Below are 20,080 nucleotides of genomic sequence, written 5' to 3'. Positions count from 1 at the left end.
GTGACCGTGACGTCGGCGCAGACCGGAACGGTCTCGACGCCGCTCCGCGCATCGGGGGGATGGCGCGACTGGCGCAGCTGGCCCGACAACGTCGCAGCGCTCTGGCGCCGCTCGCTGCGCTTCCGCATCGTCCTCGTGACCCTCGGCCTGACCGCGATCGCCGTGCTGATCGCGTGTGTGCTCATGGCGCTGTTCATCCAGAACGACCTGTTCGTCACGCGCCGCGATCAGGCGCTGAGCGACGCGCGCCGCGCGACGACGGCGGCGCAGCAGACGCTCGACACCGCGAACATCGAGAGCGGCGACACCGCGCAGCTGCAGAGCCTCATGACGAGCGTGCGCAACATCCTCATCCAGCAGTCGTCGACCGACATGATCTCGGCCTCGCGCATCGACCGGACGGCGCCCCAGGCGCCGCAGGACTTCACCGTCGGCGGCTTCGACGAGTCGCTCGTGTCGGAGGGCATGAGCGACGCGGTCCGCAAGAACGCCGCACCCCAGTGGTGGCAGTCCGTGGCGCTCCCGGCCGATGGGGGCGGCACGATGCCGGGGATCGTCGTCGGGCAGCAGCTCCTCGTGCCCGAGGTCGGCGCCTACGAGCTCTATTTCGCCTACGACCTGGGCAGCGCCGACCAGACCCTCGGGTTCGTGCAGGGCGTGCTGTGGGTCGTCGGGGTCGCGCTCATCCTCATCATCGGCGGGATCGCGTGGTTCGTGCTGCGGTCGGTGACAACCCCGATCGGGGAGGCCGCCGACACCAGCGCGCGCCTCGCTGCCGGCGAGCTCACCGTTCGCCTGCCCGTCCACGGTGAGGACGAGCTCGCCACTCTGGGGCGGTCCTTCAATGCGATGGCCGACAGCATCGAGTCGCAGATCAAGGAGCTCGCCGACCTCTCGCTCGTGCAGCAGCGCTTCGTGTCGGACGTGTCGCACGAGCTGCGCACGCCGCTCACCACGATCCGGCTCGCGGCCGACATGATCAACGACCAGCGCGAGGAGTTCGACCCGGCGACGGCGCGGGCGGCCGAGCTCCTCAACGCCCAGGTGCAGCGCTTCGAGACGCTCCTCACCGATCTCCTCGAGATCAGCCGCTACGACGCCGGCTCGGTGCAGCTCGAGCTCGAGGCGACGAGCCTCGCCCACCTCGCGGAAGACGTGATCGCGTCGATGCACCAGCTCGCCGAGCAGCACGGGACCGATGTGCGTCTGGTCGCCCCGGGCGGATATTCCCCCGTGGACATGGATCCGCGCCGCGTCCGCCGGATCGTCCGGAACCTCCTCGGCAACGCGATCGAGCACGGTGAAGGCAGGCCCATCGTCGTCACGGTCGACAGCAACCAGCAGGCCATCGCCCTCGGCGTGCGCGACTTCGGCATGGGCATGCGCCCCGAGGAGGTCGAGCACGTCTTCGACCGCTTCTGGCGCGCCGATCCGTCGCGCACGCGCACGATCGGCGGAACCGGGCTCGGGCTCTCGATCGCCCTCGGCGACGCGCGGCTGCACGGCGGGGAGCTCGCGGTGTGGTCCGAGCTCGGGCGCGGCTCGAACTTCGTGCTGACGCTGCCCCGTACGCCTGCACCCCTGAGCGGCACGTCGCCGATCCGCCTCGAGCCGGTCGACGAGGTGCCGGAGGAGTTCGGCCGCACCGAGCCGATCGATCTGCCGACTGTTCCCGCGCCCGCTCCGTCCGGTGCTGACGCGGGGGAGCAGGCTTCCGGCCGGGTGGGTCCGACCGCGGCCCGAGGAGGCGCGTCGTGAACCGCCGCCGCGCAGTCGTGGCGGCGCTCGCCGCCCTCGCGTTGGCCCTCGCCGGCTGCGCGGGGCTGCCGACGACCGGGCCCGTCACCCCCGGCCTGGAGGCAGGGGCCGAGGCGGGCGAGCCAGACTTCGCCTTCCGCCCTGACAGCCCCCAGCCCGGCGCGACACCGCAGGAGATCGTCGACGGCTTCATCCGAGCGGGCACGGGACCCGGCAAGGACGGACAGTGGTCGGTCGCGAAGGAGTACCTCGCGCAGGGCACGAGGTGGAACCCCACCGCGCGGGTCACGATCGACGAGCCCGGCGACCGCGTGTACTCGTCCTCGGCCGAGGACCAGGTGTCGCTCACGGTCAGCCACGTCGCCGATGTCGACGACATCGGCGCGTACGAGCCGAGCGCAGGCGAGCCGTTGAAGCTCGACTTCCGCCTCGCCGTCCAGCCCGACGGGGAGTGGCGAATCACCGAGGTCCCCGACGGCCTCGTGCTCGACATGTCCCAGTTCTCGAGCGTCTTCCAGCGCTACGCCCTCATGTACTTCGACCCCACGTGGCGGTTCCTCGTGCCCGATGTGCGCTGGTTCCCGCGGGTGAATGCCGCGACCTACGTCACCGATGCCCTCATCGACGGGCCGCCGGCGCCCTGGCTCGCGGCATCCGTCGCCTCGGCCTTCCCCGATTCGGTCTCGGTGCGCCCCTCCGTTCCCGTGGACAGCGACGGCGTCGCACAGGTGGAGCTGGATGCCTCGGCCGCCGAGCTGAGCCCCGACACCCAGTCGCGGATGCAGGCGCAGCTCGAGGCGAGCCTCGCCGACGCCCGCGTGTCCACGGTGGAGATGACGGCCGGGACCACCCCCCTCGACGTCGAGCCCGCCGCCACCCGCTCGACGCGAGTGAGCTCGCTGGCGGCCGTTCAGACCGAGCAGGGCTTCGGCTTCCTCAACGGCGACGAGGTCGACCCGATCGACGGTCTGACCCCCGCGATGCGGCAGGTCGACCCCCTCGCGATCCAGGTGGCCCCCGACCGCGACTTCGCCGCGGTCCATGTCACGAGCGGCTCCAACGTCCGGGTGCAGGCCGACGGCGACGTGTTCGAGTTCGACAGCCGGCCCGGCCTCGTCGATCCGACGGTGGACCCCTCGGGCTACACCTGGAGCGTCCCGCGGGATGCCCCGAGCACCCTCATCGCCTTCGCCGCAGGCAGCGAGCAGACGCCTATCGACAATGCGTGGCCGGAGGCGACCCGAGTGAGCTCGATCGCGATGTCGCGCGACGGCACGCGGCTCGCGGCCGTCGTGACGTCGAACGGGCGCTCGGCGGTCTGGGTGTCGGGCGTCGTCCGCAAGCAGGACGGCACGCCGTCGGCGCTCGGCGAGCCTCTCCTGCTCGACTCGCTCGCGACCGAGAACGCCTCCGTCGCGTGGCTCGACGACATCACCGTGGGCGTCCTGTCGGGGATCGGGATCGAGCCGGAGGTCGTCGAGCTGACCGTCGGCGGTCCCTCGGCCGTGACGCCGGCCCCCGCGGGGGCGGCGCAGCTCGCGGGCGGCAATCAGGGGACGATGCGCGTTCGCGGCGCGCAGGGCGCCCTCTACTCCAAGCGCGGGTCCACCTGGCCGCAGACGGGCGCCGGCATCCTCGTGCTGGCGACGCAGCAGGGCACTCCCCAGTAGCGATCCTCGAAGCGGCGGATGCCTCGTCCTCTCCTCCCCGGGCGCTCGAAGCCGGCGGTCGTCCACGCCCGCGGCCGACGGCTCGCGGGAGGCGTCGAGTTCCCGCGAGGCTCTCGGGGTGCTTCGCCTTCCGCCCGTCGTCAGAGGGGCGCTGTCCGACGCCCTCACGCTCGTGCTGCCCGTCGACTGCGCCGGCTGCGACGCCCCGGACACGCCGCTGTGCGAGGACTGCCGCGCCGCGCTGGCTCCGCGAGCGCGGAGGCGCACAGTCGAGGGCATCCCGGTGTGGAGCGGGCTCGAGTTCGAGGGCACCGCGGCCCGCGTCATCCGCTCGCTCAAGCAGGACGGCCGCACGGGGCTCGCTGCAGCGCTCGCGCCCGCGCTCGCCGCAGCGGTCCGCGCCGCTTCAGGCGGGGTTCCCGTCGTCGTCGTGCCGATCCCGACGTCGCGGGCGGCGTACCGCCGACGCGGCTACCGCGTCCCCGACCTCGTCGCACGACGAGCCGGGCTCCGGGTCGAGCGGCTCCTCGCATCAGGGCGGCGCACCGCCGACCAGAGGGGCCTCGGACGCGGGGAGCGCCGGCGGAACGTCGCCGGGTCCTTCGTCGCGCGACGCTCCGTGTCGGGCCTCCGAGTCGTCGTCGTGGACGACGTCGTGACGACCGGCGCGACCCTCGCCGAGGCCGTCCGCACCCTGCGGGCGGCAGGCGCAGAGGTCGTCGGCGCCGCCACGGTCGCCTCGACCCCGCGCCTCGTCTTGCGCGGGTGACACATCGCAAACTGCCAGGTGACAGGTCGAGGGTGCGCGGCTACCGTGGGGGTGACAAGGCGACTGAAGGTCCGCCCTTGGCCGGGTGGACCGGAACAAGGAGGTCAAGGATGGAAACCAGCATCGTCGGCGTGGGAGTGGGGATCACGGATCGCTTCCGCTCGGTCGTCGAAGAGAAGGCGACCCGGATCGAGCACCTCGCTCCTCGCGCTCAGCGCGTCGAAGTCAAGGTCACGCATCGCGCGTACCACAACGGTCGGATGGAGGACTCGACCGTTGAGATGACCCTCACGGGGAAGGGCCCGGTGGTCCGGGCCGAAGCGGTCGACGGCGACAAGTTCGCCGCACTCGACCTGGCCGTCGACAAGCTGTGCGAGCAGCTGCGGCGGGCCAAGGACAAGCGGGTCGACTCCCGCAACCACCCTCGCGGCGCCAAGTTCGAGAAGGAGAGCGGCGCCATCCAGGGGATCGATCTGCAGCCGGCATCCGTCGATGTCATCCGAGCCGTCGCGACCGGCGAGATCCCCATCGTCACGGGCAACGAGGAAGAAGAGGGCTACACGCCCGTCGTGATCCGCACGAAGAGCTTCGACGCCGAGTGGATGACGGTCGAAGAGGCCGTCGACCGCATGGAACTGGTCGGGCACGACTTCTTCCTGTTCATCGACGCCCGCACTGATCACCCGAGCGTCGTGTACCGCCGCAAGGGCTGGGACTACGGCGTCATCTCGCTGAGCGCACAGGCCGGCCCCACGGAGCTCGCCTCCTGATACAGACCGATGAAGAGAGGGGATGCCGCAGCCGCGGCATCCCCTCTCTTGTCGTTGCGGACGCGGCGGAACGTCAGTCGAAGAAGCCGTCGAGCAGGCTTCCGATCACGAGACCGCCCATGATGCCGCCCATGACGTCTCCGGCGCCGCCGCCGCGGCGGCCGCCGCCCCAGCCCTGCGGCTGACCGCCCCAGGCTCCGTAGCCGGGCTCGCCCCAGCCCTGCGGACGGTACGCCTCGATGTCGCGCTGGGCGAGCTGCAATCCCTCGCTCGCCAGGAACGCTGAACGGCGGGCGACGGCCAGCGCCTGCTCGCGCTGCTCTTCCGGGATGCTCGTGACGGTCGCGGCGGAGGCGCCGAGGTAGCGGTCGAGGTCGAGGCGCAGCCGCTCCGCCTCCGCGAGCCGCGTGCGCGCGTCGGCCCCGATCCAGCCCCGGTGGCCGGCGATGACGTCGCGGGCGACGGCGAGCTGGCGGTCGGCGTCGTCGATGGCGTTGCGGACGTGCGTGTAGTCGGGGACGGGGTGCGCCTCACGCTCGCGGGCGGCGGCGATCGCGGCATCGAGGCCCGCGTTGGCCTCGCGCATGCGCGTGAGCTGCGTGAAGGGGTCGGTGTTCACCCCGGCGGCGGGAAGGCCCGCGAGGGCGGCCTCGAGCTCCCGGACGGCGTCGAGGACAGCCGGGACCTGCGGTGCCTGACGGGCCGCGACGAGGTCGCCCCGCGAGTCCTCGATGACGGCGGCGAGGATCGACTCGGCGCGCAGCGCCTCGACCTCGAACGTCTCGACGGCCTCGATCAGAGTCCCCGCGCGGCGCACCGCTTCGGTGGATGCCTCGAGCGCGAGGTTCGCCTGCTCCCGCTGACCCGCCTCGCGCCGGCGCTCCGAGACTCCGGCGCTGTGCTCGGCGAAACCGAGGAGCTGCTCGGCCTCGGCCGGGTTCGCCTCGATCTGGCGCAGCGCCTCGGCGGAGTAGCGCGCGCTCAGGCGCGTCAGCGTCTCGCGGGCCTGGGGGAGGAGCTCGCGGAGGCGCACCGCATCCCTCCGCACTCCGGCGAGGATCTCGGGCGCGCGCCGGGCCCGCGCGATGCGCTCTGCGAGGACCTCGGTGCGATCGTCGAGGAGCTCTTCGGCCCAATCGCAGAGCTGCACGATGCGGGCGTTGCGGGTGCGGAGCTCTTCCGCCGTGTCGGGGATGTCGTCGTGGTTCAGCTGGTTCAGGTGGAACGCCTCGCCGAGGTGCTGACGCACCGCCTCGAGGGCGTCGCTGAGATCCTTCGTCGCCTCGGGCCCGAGCTCGGCTTCCGCGAAGACGAGCTCATCGGTCGTGAGCCGGATGCGCTCGTCGGCCTCGACGATCGCGGTCTGTGCGCGCCGGGCGAGATCCGCATCCTGAGCGAGAAGCTCCTCGTTGTCGCGCTTGCGCTTTCCCCAGAATCCGGCCATGGATCGATCCTACGATCGCGCGGTGGAGCGCCCACCGCGCCGGGCTGGGCGTCCGCCGCGAGTCGGAAGGACATCCGCGGCGGGTGAGGCCGCCGTTTCCGGACTGTCCTGGCTGGCCGTCTGGGCGCACAATGACCGTCAGGTCCGCCGTGGTCGCCGCATCGCAGGCCCGGCGGGACTCCCCCGCACAGGGGAGCCTCGGGACCCGTTCCCGGCCTCGCCCTCGCCGATCAGGAGGCAGCCATGCCCTTGCCGAAAGCACTCGTCCCCGTCTCGATGCGCGGATACCGGCCCGCCTGGCTGGGCCGCGACCTGCTCGCGGGCGTCACGCTGGCCGCCGTCGCCATCCCCGAGGTCATGGGGTACACGTCCATCGCGCAGACGCCGGTCGTGACGGGTCTGTACACGATCCTCCTGCCGCTCCTCGCCTTCGCCCTGCTGGGCTCCTCGAAGCTCCTCGTGGTGGGCGGCGATTCGGCGACGGCGGCGATCCTCGCCGCGGGGCTCGCCGGCGCGGGCATCGCGGGGCTGCAGCCCCAGTCGCCGCAGTGGGTCGCGCTGTGCGGGCTGACCGCCCTCATCACCGGTGTCATCCTCCTCATCGCGAGGCTTCTGCGGCTGGGATTCCTCGGCGACTTCCTCTCGGCATCCGTCCTGATCGGCTTCCTGACCGGCGTCGGCATCCAGGTCGCGAGCGGCCAGATCCCCGACATCCTCGGCGTTCCCAAGGGCACCGGCAACTGGTTCCAGCAGCAGTGGGCGTGGATCACCGGGGCCGGACAGCTGTCCTGGCCGACCCTCGCCTACGGGGCGGGGACCATCGCGATCATCTTCCTGTTCAAGCTGCTCCTGCCGAAGATCCCCGGCGCGATCGTCGCGGTCGTCGGCCTGCTCGCAGTGGCGACGCTGACGGATGCCTCCTCCTACGGCGTCGCCGTCATCGGCGCCATCCAGGGCGGCCTCCCGCCCATCGGGCTCCCGCAGGGCATCCAGTGGAGCGACGTCGCCGCGGTCGTCCCCACGGCGTTCGCGTGCTTCTTCATCGTCATCGCGCAGAGCGCCGCCACTTCCCGAAGCTTCGCGCTCAAGCACGGCGACCGCGCCGACGTCAATCGCGACATCGTCGGCCTCTCCGCCGCGAACCTCGCGGCGGGGCTCAGCGGGACGTTCGTGGTCAACGGATCCCCGACCAAGACGCAGATCCTCGACGGCGTGAAGGGCCGCACCCAGGTCGCGAACCTCGTCGTCGTGGTCGTGACGCTCCTCGTGCTGCTCTTCCTCACGGGCCTTCTCACCGACCTCCCGAAGGCGGTGCTCGCCGGCGTCGTCTTCGTGATCGGCATCGAGCTCATCGACATCAAGGGGCTCGCGCGCGTATCTCGGCGCCGTCCGCGCGAACTGGTCATCGCGATCATCACGGCTCTCACGGTGGTCATCGTGGGCGTCGGGGCGGGCATCGTCCTGGCGCTCGTGCTGTCGCTGCTCGACGTCATCGAGCGCCAGTACAAGGCGCGGGCCCTCGTGCTCGCACCCAAGGCGGACGGCGGCTACGACTACGCGAAGGCCGCGCCGGGCGTGCAGAGCGCCCCCGGGCTCATCGTCTTCCGGTTCGATGCGGACCTCTTCTTCGCGAACGCGAGCGGGTTCACCGACCGCGTCGAGGCCGTCGTCTCGGCGGCTCCCGACCCCGTGCGATGGTTCATCCTCGACTGCACGGGGGTGACCGACGTCGACTACTCGGCTGGTCAGAGCCTCGCCGACGTGACGGACTACCTGCACAAGCGCGGCATCCATCTCGTCCTGGCGCGCCCCGAGGCAGACCTTCTCGATACGCTGCGGCGCTATGAGCTGATGGACCGCATCAGCCCCGACCACGTCTTCGACGACCTGGACAAGGCCGTCGCCGCCTTCCCCGAGTCCGCGGGCGAGCGCCCGCCCGCGCCGCCCGCCTGATCCGCCTCAGCCCGCGGCGGCGACGGATGCCTCGGCCCGCGCGGGGCGGCCGCGCTTGGGCCGCTCGGTCGACAGCGCGAGCGCCATCGCGCGCGCCGGATGCTTCGCAAGGCGCTCCTCGGCCCGGTCGAGCCAGCGGAGCTCGGCTTCGGCGGCGAACACCATCGAGTCCACCACGAGAGTGCGGGCGAGGGCCTCGGCATCCGTCCCCTGCGGCGAGCCCTGCGAATCGGCGAGCCGGCGGAGCTGCGCGACCGATGCGCGCCGCTGCGCCCGGATGACCTGCGAGACGTCGACCCCGGGAAGCGTCGCGGCGACGGCGAGCTTGATCGCGAGCTCGTCCCGCGTGGCCGCCGAGCGTTCGACGGGGGAGTCGAGCCACCGTCGCACCTCGTCGCGTCCCGCGTCGGTGATGCGCCAGTACACGTGCCCGTGCTCGTCGGCGCCCGCCTTCTCGGCGAGCCCGTCCCGCTCGAGGCGATCGAGCGTGTTGTAGATCTGCCCGACGTTGAGCGACCAGGTCGAGCCCGTGCGCCGGTCGAACTCGGACCTCAGCTGATAGCCGTAGCACGGCCCCTGGTCGAGGATCGCGAGCAGACTCTGACGCACCGACATGGCAACTCCTTCTGCATACCCGGTATGCAGTTGCTGAGCCTAGGGACTCCCGCCGGGAGGGCGACGGATGCCTCGCCGCGAAGCGGCGGACCCGCCGACCTCCGCGAGCCCGTCGAGGCTCGGCATCCACAGCACCTTTCAAGGTCACAGACGGATAACATGGGACAGTATGCCTAGGCGCTGGGGCGCCGGGCGGCACCGGTGCCGAGCGGCACCGGACCCGACAGATGGAGACACTCCGTGGCCAATCCTCTCGAGAAACTGCTTCGTGCCGGCGAGGGCCGCATCCTCCGGCGGCTTCAGCAGGTCGTGAAGGCCGTCAACGCCCTCGAAGAGGACTACGCGCATCTCACCGATGAGGAACTGCGCAACGAGACCGTCGAACTGCGCGCCCGCTACGACGCCGGTGCGACGCTCGACCAGCTCATGCCCGAGGCGTTCGCGGCCGTCCGCGAGGCCGCGAAGCGCACGCTCGGCCAGCGGCCGTACGACGTCCAGATCATGGGCGGCGCCGCCCTGCATCTCGGCAACATCGCCGAGATGAAGACCGGTGAGGGCAAGACGCTCACCGGCGCCTTCCCGGTGTACCTCAACGCGATCGCGGGCCAGGGCGTGCACGTCGTCACGGTCAACGACTACCTCGCCGGTTACCAGTCCGAGCTGATGGGCCGCATCTACCGCGCCCTCGGCATGACCACCGGCACGATCCTCGCCGGCCAGACGCCCGCCGTCCGCCGCGAGCAGTACAACGCCGACATCACCTACGGCACGAACAACGAGTTCGGCTTCGACTACCTGCGCGACAACATGGCGTGGCGCAAGGAGGACCTCGTCCAGCGCGGTCACTTCTTCGCGATCGTCGATGAGGTCGACTCGATCCTCATCGACGAGGCCCGCACGCCGCTCATCATCTCGGGTCCGTCGTCCGGCGAGGCGAACCGCTGGTTCATGGAGTTCGCCAAGATCGCGAAGACCCTCGAGCCCGGCGTCGACTACGAGGTCGACGAGAAGAAGCGCACGATCGGCGTGCTCGAGCCCGGCATCGAGAAGGTCGAGGACTACCTCGGCATCGAGAACCTCTACGAGTCGGCGAACACACCCCTCATCTCGTTCCTCAACAACTCGATCAAGGCGCTCGCGCTCTTCAAGCGCGACACGGACTACGTCGTCATGAACGACGAGGTCATGATCGTCGACGAGCACACCGGACGAATCCTCGTGGGCCGCCGTTACAACGAGGGCATCCACCAGGCCATCGAGGCCAAGGAGAACGTGCCGGTCAAGGCCGAGAACCAGACCCTCGCCACCGTCACGCTGCAGAACTACTTCCGCCTCTACGACAAGCTGGCGGGCATGACCGGAACGGCCGAGACCGAGGCCGCCGAGTTCATGTCGACCTACCAGCTCGGAGTCGTGCCCATCCCGACGAACCGGCCCATGATCCGCAAGGACCAGCCCGACCTCGTCTATAAGAATGAGCAGGCGAAGTTCGCCCAGGTCGTCGAAGACATCGCCCGCCGGCACGAGTCCGGCCAGCCGGTGCTCGTCGGCACGGTCAGCGTCGAGAAGAGCGAGTACCTCTCGCGGCTCCTCGCCAAGAAGGGCATCAAGCACGAGGTCCTGAACGCGAAGAACCACGCCCGCGAGGCCGAGATCGTCGCGCGCGCCGGCCGGCTGGGTGCTGTCACCGTGGCGACGAACATGGCCGGCCGCGGCACCGACATCATGCTCGGCGGCAACGCCGAATTCCTCGCTGTGCAGGAACTGAAGGCGAAGGGCCTGGACCCCGTCGAGACGCCCGACGAGTACGAGGCCGAGTGGGACACGGTGTACGAGGCGATGCGCGAGCGCGTCGCCGCCGAGAGCTCGTCCGTCGTCGAGGCGGGCGGCCTGTACGTCCTGGGCACCGAGCGCCACGAGTCCCGCCGCATCGACAACCAGCTGCGCGGTCGCTCCGGCCGTCAGGGCGACCCGGGCGAGAGCCGCTTCTACCTGTCGCTCACCGACGACCTCATGCGCCTCTTCCAGTCCGGCGCCGCCGAGGCGATCCTCGCGCGCACGAACTTCCCCGACGACGTCGCGATCGAGTCGTCGATGGTGTCGCGCGCCATCAAGAGCGCCCAGTCGCAGGTCGAGGCGCGCAACGCCGAGATCCGCAAGAACGTCCTCAAGTACGACGACGTCCTGAACCGCCAGCGCGAGGCCATCTACTCCGACCGCCGGCACATGCTGCAGGGCGATGACATCGCCGACCGCGTCAGGCACTTCATCGAGGACGCGATCGAGGCCGTCATCGACGACCACACGTCGACCGGACACACCGAGAGCTGGGACTTCGACGCCCTCTGGACGGAGCTCAAGACGCTCTACCCCGTCAGCGTCACGATCGACGAGGTCGTGGCCGAGGCGGGCACGAAGGGCCGGATCACGCCGGAGGGCCTCAAGCGCGAGCTGCTCTCCGACGCGACGATCGCCTACCAGAAGCGCGAAGAGACTCTCGGCTCCGCCGCCATGCGCGAGCTCGAGCGCCGCGTCGTGCTGCAGGTGCTCGACCGCCGCTGGCGGGACCACCTGTACGAGATGGACTATCTCAAGGACGGCATCGGACTGCGTGCGATGGCCCAGCGCGACCCGCTCATCGAGTACCAGCGCGAGGGCTACCAGATGTTCCAGGCGATGATGGGGCAGATCAAGGAGGAGTCGGTCGGCTACCTCTACAACCTCGAGGTCGAGGTGCGCCGCGCCGAAGGCGAGACCGAGGTCGACGCGAAGGGCCTCGGCGCGACCCCCATCGAGGGCCAGCGCCTGGAGTACTCCGCCGCGAACGACGCCGGCGAGGTCGAGGTGCGGAACGACCGCGGCCAGGTGCAGCAGTCCGCGACCAACCGCCTCCGCCAGGCGGCCGCGGCGGCCGCGGCATCCGCTCCCGGCCAGCAGGCTCCCGCCGCGCAGACCCAGACGCAGACGGCCACGCGCGAGGCGCCCCGTGGCGCCTTCGGACAGCGGACGGATGGCTCGACCCCGCCGCCGCAGAACCGCGCGCAGCGTCGTGCGGCCGAGAAGAACAAGTAGGCAGCTGCATCGGAACGCCCCGGACCTCGTCGGAGGTCCGGGGCGTTCCGTCTTCCATCGCCCGCTCGACGACCCGCCTTGAGTCGGCGGGGGAGGGCCACTCGTGGTCCTTTGGCCCGAGGAGCGCCCGGATATCCTGATCCGATGAGCAAGACCGTGCCCCTGCGAACGCTCGATCAGTCGAGCAAGCTGAAGAACGTCCTGTACGAGATCCGCGGACAGGCACTCGTCGAGGCAGATCGGCTCGAGGCAGAGGGACACCGCATCCTCAAGCTCAACACCGGCAATCCCGCGGCGTTCGGGTTCGAGGCGCCGTTCCAGATCGTGCGCGACATGATCGAGGCGATTCCGAACGCCCACGGCTACAGCGACAGCCGCGGCATCGCCTCCGCACGCCGCGCCGTCGTGTACCGCTACGAGCAGGAGCCGGGCTTCCCTCGGGTCGACCCCGACCACGTGTACCTCGGCAACGGCGTGTCCGAGCTCATCACGATGACGATGCAGGCCCTCCTCGACGAGGGCGACGAGGTGCTGATCCCGGCTCCCGACTATCCCCTGTGGACGGCGATGACGAGCCTCGGCGGCGGCACGCCCGTGCACTACGTCTGCGACGAGGGCAACGGCTGGCAGCCCGACCTCGAAGACATCCGCTCGAAGGTCACCGAGCGCACCAAGGCCATCGTTGTCATCAATCCGAACAACCCGACCGGCGCCGTCTACACGCGGGAGGTGCTCGACGGGATCGCCGACATCGCCCGCGAGCACTCGCTCCTCCTCCTCGCCGACGAGATCTACGACCGGATCCTCTTCGACGATGCGAAGCACATCCCGATGGCCACGATCGCGCCGGACCTGCTCTGCCTCACCTTCAACGGCCTGTCCAAGACGTATCGCGTCGCGGGCTACCGCTCGGGCTGGCTCGTGATCACAGGCCCCCAGCGCCACGCTGCTGGATTCCTCGAGGGCATCACGCTCCTCGCATCGACGCGCCTGTGCCCGAACGTCCCGGCGCAGCACGCCGTGCAGGCCGCCCTCTCGGGCGTTCAGTCGATCGACGCGCTCATCGCGCCCACTGGGCGCCTCCACGAGCAGCGCGACGCCGCATGGGAGGGGCTCGAGGAGATCCCCGGCGTGACTTGCGTCAAGCCGCAGGGCGCCCTCTACGCCTTCCCACGGCTCGACCCGGAGTTCTACGAGATCCGCGACGATCAGAAGCTCGTTCTCGATTTCCTCATGGCCGAGCACGTCCTCCTCGTGCCGGGGACGGGGTTCAACTGGGCGACCCCCGACCACCTCCGGATCGTGACGCTGCCGGAGGCCCGCGTGCTGACCGAGGCCGTCGAGCGGCTGGGCAACTTCCTCTCGTCATACAAGCAGTGACGCCCCGCTGACGGCGGAAGCGGCATCCGTCAACCCCTCGCGACCCGCCTATGCCCGGCCTAGCGTGACGGCATGTCCATCGAGTTGAACCAACCGGCGTTGAAGAACGCGCGCGCTCTGGTGCGCGACGGCAAAGTCGAGCGCGACGAGCGGGACGACTGGTCGGAGGCGGCCCCGACGGCCGATGAGGAGAACGCCTTCATCGAGCGGGAGGGCTGGACCGAGTACTCGCACTGGCACCTCGGCATCGACCGGAGCGAGAACCTCGAGACGAAGGGGGCCTACTCGTTCCCGTTCGGCGACTTCCGGAAGGTGCACCGCGGAGGGGTGATCGCCGGCGAGAGCCGAGCGGGTCAGTACGACCACGCCGAGATCCGCGATGCGCTCAAGAAGCTCCTGGAGCTTATCGACGGGGATGCCGGCGACTAGCCGATCCCGCGCTCGCAGGACGAGCGGGCGGCCACGACGCTGGGGCCGACCCGCCGCCGGTCTGAGGTCAGAGAAGGGCCAGCGACGTGGCCCGCCACCGCCCGTCCATGCCCTCGAGGCGCACGGCGACGGCACGCGTGCGTGCCGGCCCCGCGACGATGACGACGGCCTCGACGACGCCGTCCGCGGGAGCGGTGTGGCGCACCGAGAGGATCGAGTGCACCGGGCGCTTCGCGGGGACCCCCCGCGCGCTGCGGGCGCGCGCCGAGAGGTTGGACCGCACCACCAGCTTGCGGAACGCGTCTTCGGTCACCCACCGGGCGAGCTGCTCGACCTCGCGGGCGCCGGAGAACACCTCGAGGACGCCCCGCGTGAGGTTCTGCAGGAAGGGCTCGGGGTCGGGAAGCTCCGCGGCGGGTGTGCGCTGCGGAGCGAAGAAGTCGGACAGTTCGTACGCCACGTCGGCAGAGCGACGCGGACGGACTGCAGGCATCATCGCCATCAGTGGCCTATCTCGTTGGGGGGAAACGAAATCTCGTCGGGGGGGACGGTCTGGCGGAAATTACAACACATACAGCGCTGTCAGGAAAATCCCAGGAACGGGATGTGGATAACTTCCTCACCCTCCCCGAGGGGTGCCCTAGTGTCGCGGGGTGCGCTGGGATCGCTTCTTCGACGACCTCGAGGATCAGCTCGCCTCCGAGTGGGAGGCGGAGCGCGCGGCCCTCGACAGCGAGGCGGAGCGGCTGAGACTCTCGCGCGTCCCGCTGCGCGATCGGCTCGCCGGCCTCATCGAGCGCGAGGGAACGTCGACCCCTCCGTCGTTCGAGATGCGCGACGGCACGGTCCTCGTGGCCGAGGTGAGCGGGTTGGGCGCCGACTGGGTGGCGCTCGATCCCGCGCAAGCGCGGTCGGGCGCCGTCATCGCACCCCTCACGGCGATCATGTCGATCGGGATGCCGCATCCCGACCTTCTGCGCAGCGCTCGTCCGATCGGCTCGCGCTCGTCGCTCAGCGAGCGGATGACCCTCGGGTTCGCGCTCCGCGACCTCGTCCGGCGCCGCGTCGCGGTGTCCATCCATCTCGTCCACGGACGCACGCTCACGGGGACGATCGACCGAGCCGGAGTCGACCACCTCGATCTGGCGCTGCACGAGCCCGGGACGCCGCGACGCACGGACGAGGTCAGCGGCCACCGGATAGTGCCGTTCGACGCGATCGCGTGGGTGCGGCTGGAAGCGGGAGCGACGACCCGCTGAGGCGCCTGATCGTCAGTCAGAGTTGCGGATGACGCCGGAGCCCCACAGCTCGGGGAAGCTCGCCTCGTTCGACTGCCGCCACAGGGCCATGCGCCGCGCCTCCTCGACGCGATCGTCGAGGTAATGCTCGATGCTCTCGGCCTCGATCCGCCAGCGCGCGGGGGAGCCGACGCGAACGCCGCGGAGCTGCGCCGACTGCACGAGCTCCATCACCTCGTCGACGGACACGCCGAGCAGCTCCGCCGCTTCGGCGGCGGCCAGCATCCGGGTGCGCGAGGTCGGGTTCTCGGGCATGCCCCCATTATGGCCGCGCCCCCAGGGGTCGGGATCGGGCCTTTTCGCCTTGTGGATAACGGCGGCGCCCTCTGACGGGTCTGGGTGACGATGGTCGGTATGACCGCAATCGAGTCCGCGCGCCCTCGCCCTCGCGCCTTCTGGGGCGATGCACGGTTCTTCCTCGGCATCCTGCTCATCGTCGCCTCCGTCGCAGGCGTCTGGTTCGTCGTCTCGGCCGCGCGACAGACGGTTCCGGTGTTCGCCGCGACACGCACGCTCGTCCCCGGCGACACCGTCTCGGCCGGCGACCTCCGGGTCGTGGACGTGGCGCTGGGTCAGCTGGAAGGCGCCTACCTCTCGCCCGACAGGATCGACGAGGGCCTCGTCGCCACCCGCACGGTCGAGGAGGGGGAGCTGGTCCCCCAGAGCGCCGTGGGGGCGACGACGACGGTCGCGACGACGACCGTCGTGCTGCAGAGCGCCGTCGAGGTGCCCGCGTCGGTCGAGGCCGGCTCGGTGGTCGAGGTCTGGGAAGCCCCGCTGATCGAGCGCGGCAGTTACGACGCTCCGCGCATCCTCGTCCCCGATGCGACGGTCGTCTCGGTCACGCGCGACGACTCCGTCATGGGCGGTGGTGCGGCCTCGCTCGAGGTCGTCATCCCGCGGGCCGACGTCGCTGCGGTCCTCGCTGCGATGTCGGACGAATCGGCCCTCTCCATCGTGCCGACCGCGGGAGCGGCCCGGTGACGGTCCTCGTCGCCGTCGACGATCCGCGCGGAACCGCGCTGGCTGCAGCGCTCGAGCGTGAAGGCCTCGTGGTCGTGGCAGTCGTCCCGGCTCGGGCTCTGGCGGACGCCGCCGCCGACGACCTGCATGGCCACGAGGCCAAGCGCGTCAGCCAGGCGCTGGCGGGCGCCGAGACCATCGTCCTCCAGGCGGACCGCGCAACCCTCACCGCGGGCGCCGTCTCGTTATGCGACCGTCGTGGCGTGCGCATCGTCCCGCTCGCGGGCGATCCCAGCGACGCCCGGGTCGTCGAGACTTTCGGGCTCGCGGGCCCGTGGCCGATCGACATCGAGCCGTGGCGTCTCGTCGACGCGATGGCCGGCGCCGCGGCTCCTCCCCAGGCTCCCGCTCCGGATTCCCGCCACCCTCGCGTCGTGGCCGTCTGGGGACCCGCGGGGGCCCCCGGGCGCACCACCCTCGCGATCGAGCTCGCCGTCGAGCTGGCCCGCGGCGGGCGCCACGTCGGTCTCATCGACGCCGACACGCATGCTCCGTCGATGGCGCTGCAGCTGGGGCTCGCGGACGAAGGGCCCGGCTTCGCCGCCGCCTGCCGCCAGGCCGAGCTCGGCGGACTCGACGCGCGAGAGCTCACGCGCATCGCGATGCCGCTGGGGCGGGCGGACGTCGACGTCCTCACCGGCATCAACCGGCCATCCCGGTGGCCTGAGCTGAGCGATGCCCGCGTCACGGCGGCGCTCGACGCGTGCCGCGGGTGGGCCGACTACACGGTCGTCGACGTCGCGGCGCCGCTCGAGCGAGATGAGGAGATCGTGAGCGATCTCGACGGGCCGCGCCGCAACGCCGCGACGCTCGCCGCGCTGCGCTCGGCCGACCTCGTCGTCGCCGTCACGGCCGCCGACCCCGTGGGCATCTCACGGTTCGTGCGCGCGCACGCGGAGCTCCGGGCGACGATCGGCGCGACCCCCGTCGCCGTCGTGGCCAACCGGCTCCGACCCGGCACCTTGGGCATCGATGCGCGGGGACAGGTGCGCCGCACCCTCGATCGATTCGCCGGCATCCACGACGTCTGGTTCGTGCCGACCGATCCCCGGTCGACGGATGCCGCGATCCTCGCCTCCCGGCCGGTGGCCGAGGTCGCCCCGAAGTCGCCGTTGACCCTGGCCGTCCGGCGGTTCGTCGGTGAGGCTGTGGCTCCGGTCGCGGCGCCCGTCGCGGCGACGCCGAGGCGCGGCATCCGTCGTCCTTCGTCGCGTGCCGCGTGAGGCGGCGGAGTCCGGCCGGTCGGACCGTCCGACCCGTGGAGCGCGAACATTTAGGCTGAGAGGCGTGTCGACCCTCAGCGATCTCGTGTACGCGCAAGGCCGGTCGAGCGAGGCCGACGTCGAATGGCTGCACCGCCTGGCCGGCGACGGCCAGCTGCTCGCCGACCTCGCCTTCGCCGACATCGTCATCTGGGTGCCGACCTCCGACGACTCGTTCATCGCCGTGGCACACACGCGTCCGAGCGGCGCCGCGACGCTCTTCTACCGCGACATCGTCTCGGACCGGGTGCGCCCCCAGTGGCGGACTCAGGTGCGGGATGCCTTCCAGACGAAGCGCATCATCGACTCGGCGTCGCCCGACTGGTTCGAAGAGACGCCGACGCGCGTGCGTGCCGTGCCGATCGTTCGCGTGGCGCGGCCGGGCGACGAGCCGCAGGCCATCGGCGTGCTGACGCGGCACACGAACCTCGGAGAGACGCGCACGCCGTCACGTCAGCAGATCACTTTCAACGACTGCGCCGACGAGCTCTTCGGCATGATCGCCTCCGGCGACTTCCCCGACCTGACAGCGCCGACGTCCCCGCGCCGCGGCGCGCCGCGTGCGTCGGACGGACTTATCCGTCTCGATGTCGACGGCATCACGACCTTCGCGAGCCCCAATGCGCTCTCCGCGTTCAACCGGCTGGGCTTCGACGACGAGCTGGAGGGCGAGTCCCTCGTCGAGGTCGTGACGAGCATCCTTCCGACCAAGCGGCAGTTCGACGAGTCGCTTCCCGTCGTCGTGACGGGCCGCGCGCCGTGGCGGGCCGACATCGAGTCTCGCGGCGTCACCGTGAGCCTCCGCACGATTCCTCTCCGCGACCGTGGGACGCGCATCGGCGCGATCGTGCTGTGCCGCGATGTCACCGAGATCCGCCACCAGGAGCAGGAGCTCATCACCAAGGACGCGACGATCCGCGAGATCCACCACCGGGTGAAGAACAACCTGCAGACGGTGGCGTCGCTCCTGCGCATCCAGGCGCGCCGGTCGCACACCGACGAGGCGCGCGAGGCCCTCACGCAGGCGATGCGGAGGGTCTCGGCGATCGCGGTGGTGCACGACACGCTCTCGGAGGGGCTCGCGCAGAACGTCGACTTCGACGACGTGTTCGCGCGCGTCATGAAGCTCGTCGCCGAGGTCGCCGCGGCACCGAACACGCGCGCGCGAACGCGCACCACGGGCCGGTTCGGGACGCTGCCCAGCGAGTATGCGACACCGCTCGCGCTCGCGCTGACCGAACTCGTGACGAACGCCGTCGAGCACGGGCTGGCGGGTCAAGAGGGCGATGTCGAAATCGCCGCGGAACGGACCGACGAGAGCCTCGAGGTGAGTGTCCGCGACACGGGCTCCGGCCTGCCCGAGGGTCAGGTCGGCCGCGGGCTCGGCACGCAGATCGTGCGCACTCTCATCCAGGGTGAGCTCGGCGGCACGATCGACTGGCACACGATCATGGGCAGCGGCACCGAGGTGACGATCGACATCCCGCTGCGCTACATCGACCGCAGCGCGAAGTGATCAGGTGACGGATGCCGAGGCATCCGTCACCTCACTGCGTCAGGATGCGCGGCGGGCACGGGCGGCGCGGCGCTTGAGGGCGCGACGCTCGTCTTCGGAGAGGCCGCCCCACACGCCCGAGTCCTGGCCGGTCTCGAGGGCGTACTGCAGGCAGATCTCGGTGACCGTGCAGCGGGCGCAGACGGCCTTCGCCTTCTCGATCTGGTCGACCGCGGGGCCGGTGTTGCCGACGGGGAAGAACAGTTCGGGGTCGACTGTCAGGCAGGCGGCTTTGTCGCGCCAATCCATGGTGGTGCTCCTTGATGACGGAAGAGGTCGGGTGTTCCAGAGCCCGGATTCGGGTCCGATACCCTGTGGGAGATGCGAGCGATTGCTCGCCCCACGTCGCTGTGGGAGCACACGGCTTTATCTATGATCCCATGACGGACCGCGCGGGATCAAGGGTTCCCGAACGACATTTGGTCGAACAGCCTGAGCATTCCCTCAACGGCATGGAGGGAAGTCACAAACCGTGTGCGCCGGATCGAGGGAAGCTCAAGGAATGCGAACAAACCCCGCCGCACGCGTAGCGGCAGTCCTGGTGGGACTCGAGGCCCTGGGTCTCTTCGCCGTCGTCGCGTGGCAGATCGCGGCGCTCGCGGGCGGTGACACGGATTCGGCCACCAGTGCGATCGCTCTCATCGTGCTGACGGCAGCAGGGGCGGTGCTCCTCGCCGCATTCGCCATCGCGGTGTGGCGGGGGCAGTCCTGGGGCCGCTCGGGCGGCATCGTCGCACAGGTGCTCATCCTCGCCGTCGCGCTCGGCGCTGCCATGGGCGCCTACGCGCACCCGCTCACTGGGCTGGCTCTCGCCGTGCCGGCGGTCGTGACGCTCGTGTTCCTGGTACTCGCTGCGCGACGCGGACGTCCCGTTAACGAAGAGAACTCCTCGTCTTCCTGACGCTTCCGTCCATTTCACGCATTTCGCTTCTCGAAGTCGGCTGTTCGACATAAGGTGACCTGGAGCCGGTGTCGGTGGACTGGGGAGTCCGCCCGGCGATTTCACTTGGGGAACTTCAATGGGGAAAGTGCGTTCGTCGCGCCTGCTCGCAGGGCTGACCGCGGCGGTTGTCATCATCGGG

The 20,080-nt window shown here is 70.7% G+C and carries 18 protein-coding genes; 13 read left to right on the top strand and 5 right to left on the bottom strand.

Annotated elements, in window-relative coordinates; translation table 11 throughout:
* The 4 genes from mtrB (at nt 1) to raiA (ending at nt 4,967) form a co-directional block, all read left to right on the top strand.
* Complete coding sequence (mtrB, locus tag G5T42_RS01315; RefSeq protein WP_165124367.1) at nt 1–1,758, top strand: MtrAB system histidine kinase MtrB; 1,758 nt, start codon at nt 1–3, stop codon at nt 1,756–1,758.
* The gene (locus tag G5T42_RS01310) at nt 1,755–3,428 is read left to right on the top strand and encodes an LpqB family beta-propeller domain-containing protein (RefSeq protein ID WP_165124364.1); all 1,674 of its coding nucleotides are present in this window, start codon (nt 1,755–1,757) and stop codon (nt 3,426–3,428) included. The genes mtrB and G5T42_RS01310 overlap by 4 nt, the downstream gene beginning before the upstream one ends.
* Nucleotides 3,429–3,546: 118 nt before the next feature.
* The gene (locus tag G5T42_RS01305) at nt 3,547–4,197 is read left to right on the top strand and encodes a phosphoribosyltransferase family protein (RefSeq protein ID WP_165124361.1); all 651 of its coding nucleotides are present in this window, start codon (nt 3,547–3,549) and stop codon (nt 4,195–4,197) included.
* Nucleotides 4,198–4,307: 110 nt separating this feature from the next.
* Nucleotides 4,308–4,967 (top strand): ribosome-associated translation inhibitor RaiA, encoded by a 660-nt coding sequence (gene raiA, locus G5T42_RS01300; protein ID WP_165124358.1) that lies wholly within the window; start codon nt 4,308–4,310, stop codon nt 4,965–4,967.
* Nucleotides 4,968–5,040: 73 nt separating this feature from the next.
* Here the strand turns inward: raiA and G5T42_RS01295 are convergent, their stop codons facing one another.
* On the bottom strand, nt 5,041–6,411 hold the full coding sequence (locus G5T42_RS01295; protein ID WP_165124355.1) for a hypothetical protein: 1,371 nt from the start codon (nt 6,409–6,411) through the stop codon (nt 5,041–5,043).
* 243 nt (nt 6,412–6,654) lie between these two features.
* Here G5T42_RS01295 and G5T42_RS01290 point away from each other — a divergent pair, with 243 nt between their 5' ends.
* Entirely contained in the window at nt 6,655–8,364 is a 1,710-nt protein-coding gene (locus G5T42_RS01290) for a SulP family inorganic anion transporter (RefSeq protein ID WP_165124352.1), read from the top strand.
* A 6-nt stretch (nt 8,365–8,370) separates the two neighbouring features.
* Here G5T42_RS01290 and G5T42_RS01285 read toward each other — a convergent pair whose 3' ends face one another.
* The gene (locus G5T42_RS01285; RefSeq protein ID WP_165124349.1) at nt 8,371–8,979 is read right to left on the bottom strand and encodes a PadR family transcriptional regulator; all 609 of its coding nucleotides are present in this window, start codon (nt 8,977–8,979) and stop codon (nt 8,371–8,373) included.
* Between the two features lie 240 nt (nt 8,980–9,219).
* On the opposite strand from G5T42_RS01285, the gene secA reads away from it, so the two are divergent.
* The 3 genes from secA to G5T42_RS01270 all read left to right on the top strand — a co-directional run bounded on the left by secA (nt 9,220) and on the right by G5T42_RS01270 (nt 13,860).
* On the top strand, nt 9,220–12,051 hold the full coding sequence (gene secA / locus G5T42_RS01280; RefSeq protein ID WP_165124346.1) for a preprotein translocase subunit SecA: 2,832 nt from the start codon (nt 9,220–9,222) through the stop codon (nt 12,049–12,051).
* Between the two features lie 156 nt (nt 12,052–12,207).
* Nucleotides 12,208–13,431: a pyridoxal phosphate-dependent aminotransferase gene (locus tag G5T42_RS01275; protein WP_165130025.1), complete on the top strand. Its 1,224-nt coding sequence runs from the start codon at nt 12,208–12,210 to the stop codon at nt 13,429–13,431.
* A gap of 72 nt (nt 13,432–13,503) precedes the next feature.
* Nucleotides 13,504–13,860, top strand: a complete 357-nt coding sequence (locus G5T42_RS01270; protein ID WP_165124343.1) for a hypothetical protein — start codon at nt 13,504–13,506, stop codon at nt 13,858–13,860.
* Between the two features lie 67 nt (nt 13,861–13,927).
* Here G5T42_RS01270 and G5T42_RS01265 read toward each other — a convergent pair whose 3' ends face one another.
* On the bottom strand, nt 13,928–14,362 hold the full coding sequence (locus G5T42_RS01265; protein WP_165124340.1) for an Rv3235 family protein: 435 nt from the start codon (nt 14,360–14,362) through the stop codon (nt 13,928–13,930).
* A gap of 151 nt (nt 14,363–14,513) precedes the next feature.
* Here G5T42_RS01265 and G5T42_RS01260 point away from each other — a divergent pair, with 151 nt between their 5' ends.
* The gene (locus G5T42_RS01260) at nt 14,514–15,119 is read left to right on the top strand and encodes a hypothetical protein (RefSeq protein ID WP_165124338.1); all 606 of its coding nucleotides are present in this window, start codon (nt 14,514–14,516) and stop codon (nt 15,117–15,119) included.
* Between the two features lie 12 nt (nt 15,120–15,131).
* Here the strand turns inward: G5T42_RS01260 and G5T42_RS01255 are convergent, their stop codons facing one another.
* Nucleotides 15,132–15,413: a helix-turn-helix domain-containing protein gene (locus G5T42_RS01255; protein ID WP_206535688.1), complete on the bottom strand. Its 282-nt coding sequence runs from the start codon at nt 15,411–15,413 to the stop codon at nt 15,132–15,134.
* 99 nt (nt 15,414–15,512) lie between these two features.
* On the opposite strand from G5T42_RS01255, the gene G5T42_RS01250 reads away from it, so the two are divergent.
* The 3 genes from G5T42_RS01250 (at nt 15,513) to G5T42_RS01240 (ending at nt 18,959) form a co-directional block, all read left to right on the top strand.
* Nucleotides 15,513–16,142, top strand: a complete 630-nt coding sequence (locus G5T42_RS01250) for a flagella basal body P-ring formation protein FlgA (RefSeq protein ID WP_165124336.1) — start codon at nt 15,513–15,515, stop codon at nt 16,140–16,142.
* The gene (locus tag G5T42_RS01245; protein WP_165124334.1) at nt 16,139–17,404 is read left to right on the top strand and encodes a P-loop NTPase; all 1,266 of its coding nucleotides are present in this window, start codon (nt 16,139–16,141) and stop codon (nt 17,402–17,404) included. Before G5T42_RS01250 ends, G5T42_RS01245 begins: the two co-directional genes overlap by 4 nt.
* 64 nt (nt 17,405–17,468) lie before the next feature.
* Nucleotides 17,469–18,959, top strand: a complete 1,491-nt coding sequence (locus tag G5T42_RS01240) for a PAS domain-containing sensor histidine kinase (protein WP_165124332.1) — start codon at nt 17,469–17,471, stop codon at nt 18,957–18,959.
* Nucleotides 18,960–18,998: 39 nt separating this feature from the next.
* Here G5T42_RS01240 and G5T42_RS01235 read toward each other — a convergent pair whose 3' ends face one another.
* Complete coding sequence (locus G5T42_RS01235) at nt 18,999–19,247, bottom strand: WhiB family transcriptional regulator (RefSeq protein WP_039397845.1); 249 nt, start codon at nt 19,245–19,247, stop codon at nt 18,999–19,001.
* Nucleotides 19,248–19,500: 253 nt separating this feature from the next.
* Here G5T42_RS01235 and G5T42_RS01230 point away from each other — a divergent pair, with 253 nt between their 5' ends.
* On the top strand, nt 19,501–19,899 hold the full coding sequence (locus G5T42_RS01230; RefSeq protein ID WP_165124330.1) for a histidine kinase: 399 nt from the start codon (nt 19,501–19,503) through the stop codon (nt 19,897–19,899).
* The last annotated feature ends 181 nt before the right edge of the window (nt 19,900–20,080 follow it).

It is taken from the genome of Microbacterium sp. 4R-513, assembly GCF_011046485.1.
Lineage (GTDB): Bacteria > Actinomycetota > Actinomycetes > Actinomycetales > Microbacteriaceae > Microbacterium.
Note: the sequence above shows the minus strand (reverse complement) of the source record. Positions and strands in the feature narration are given on the sequence as shown.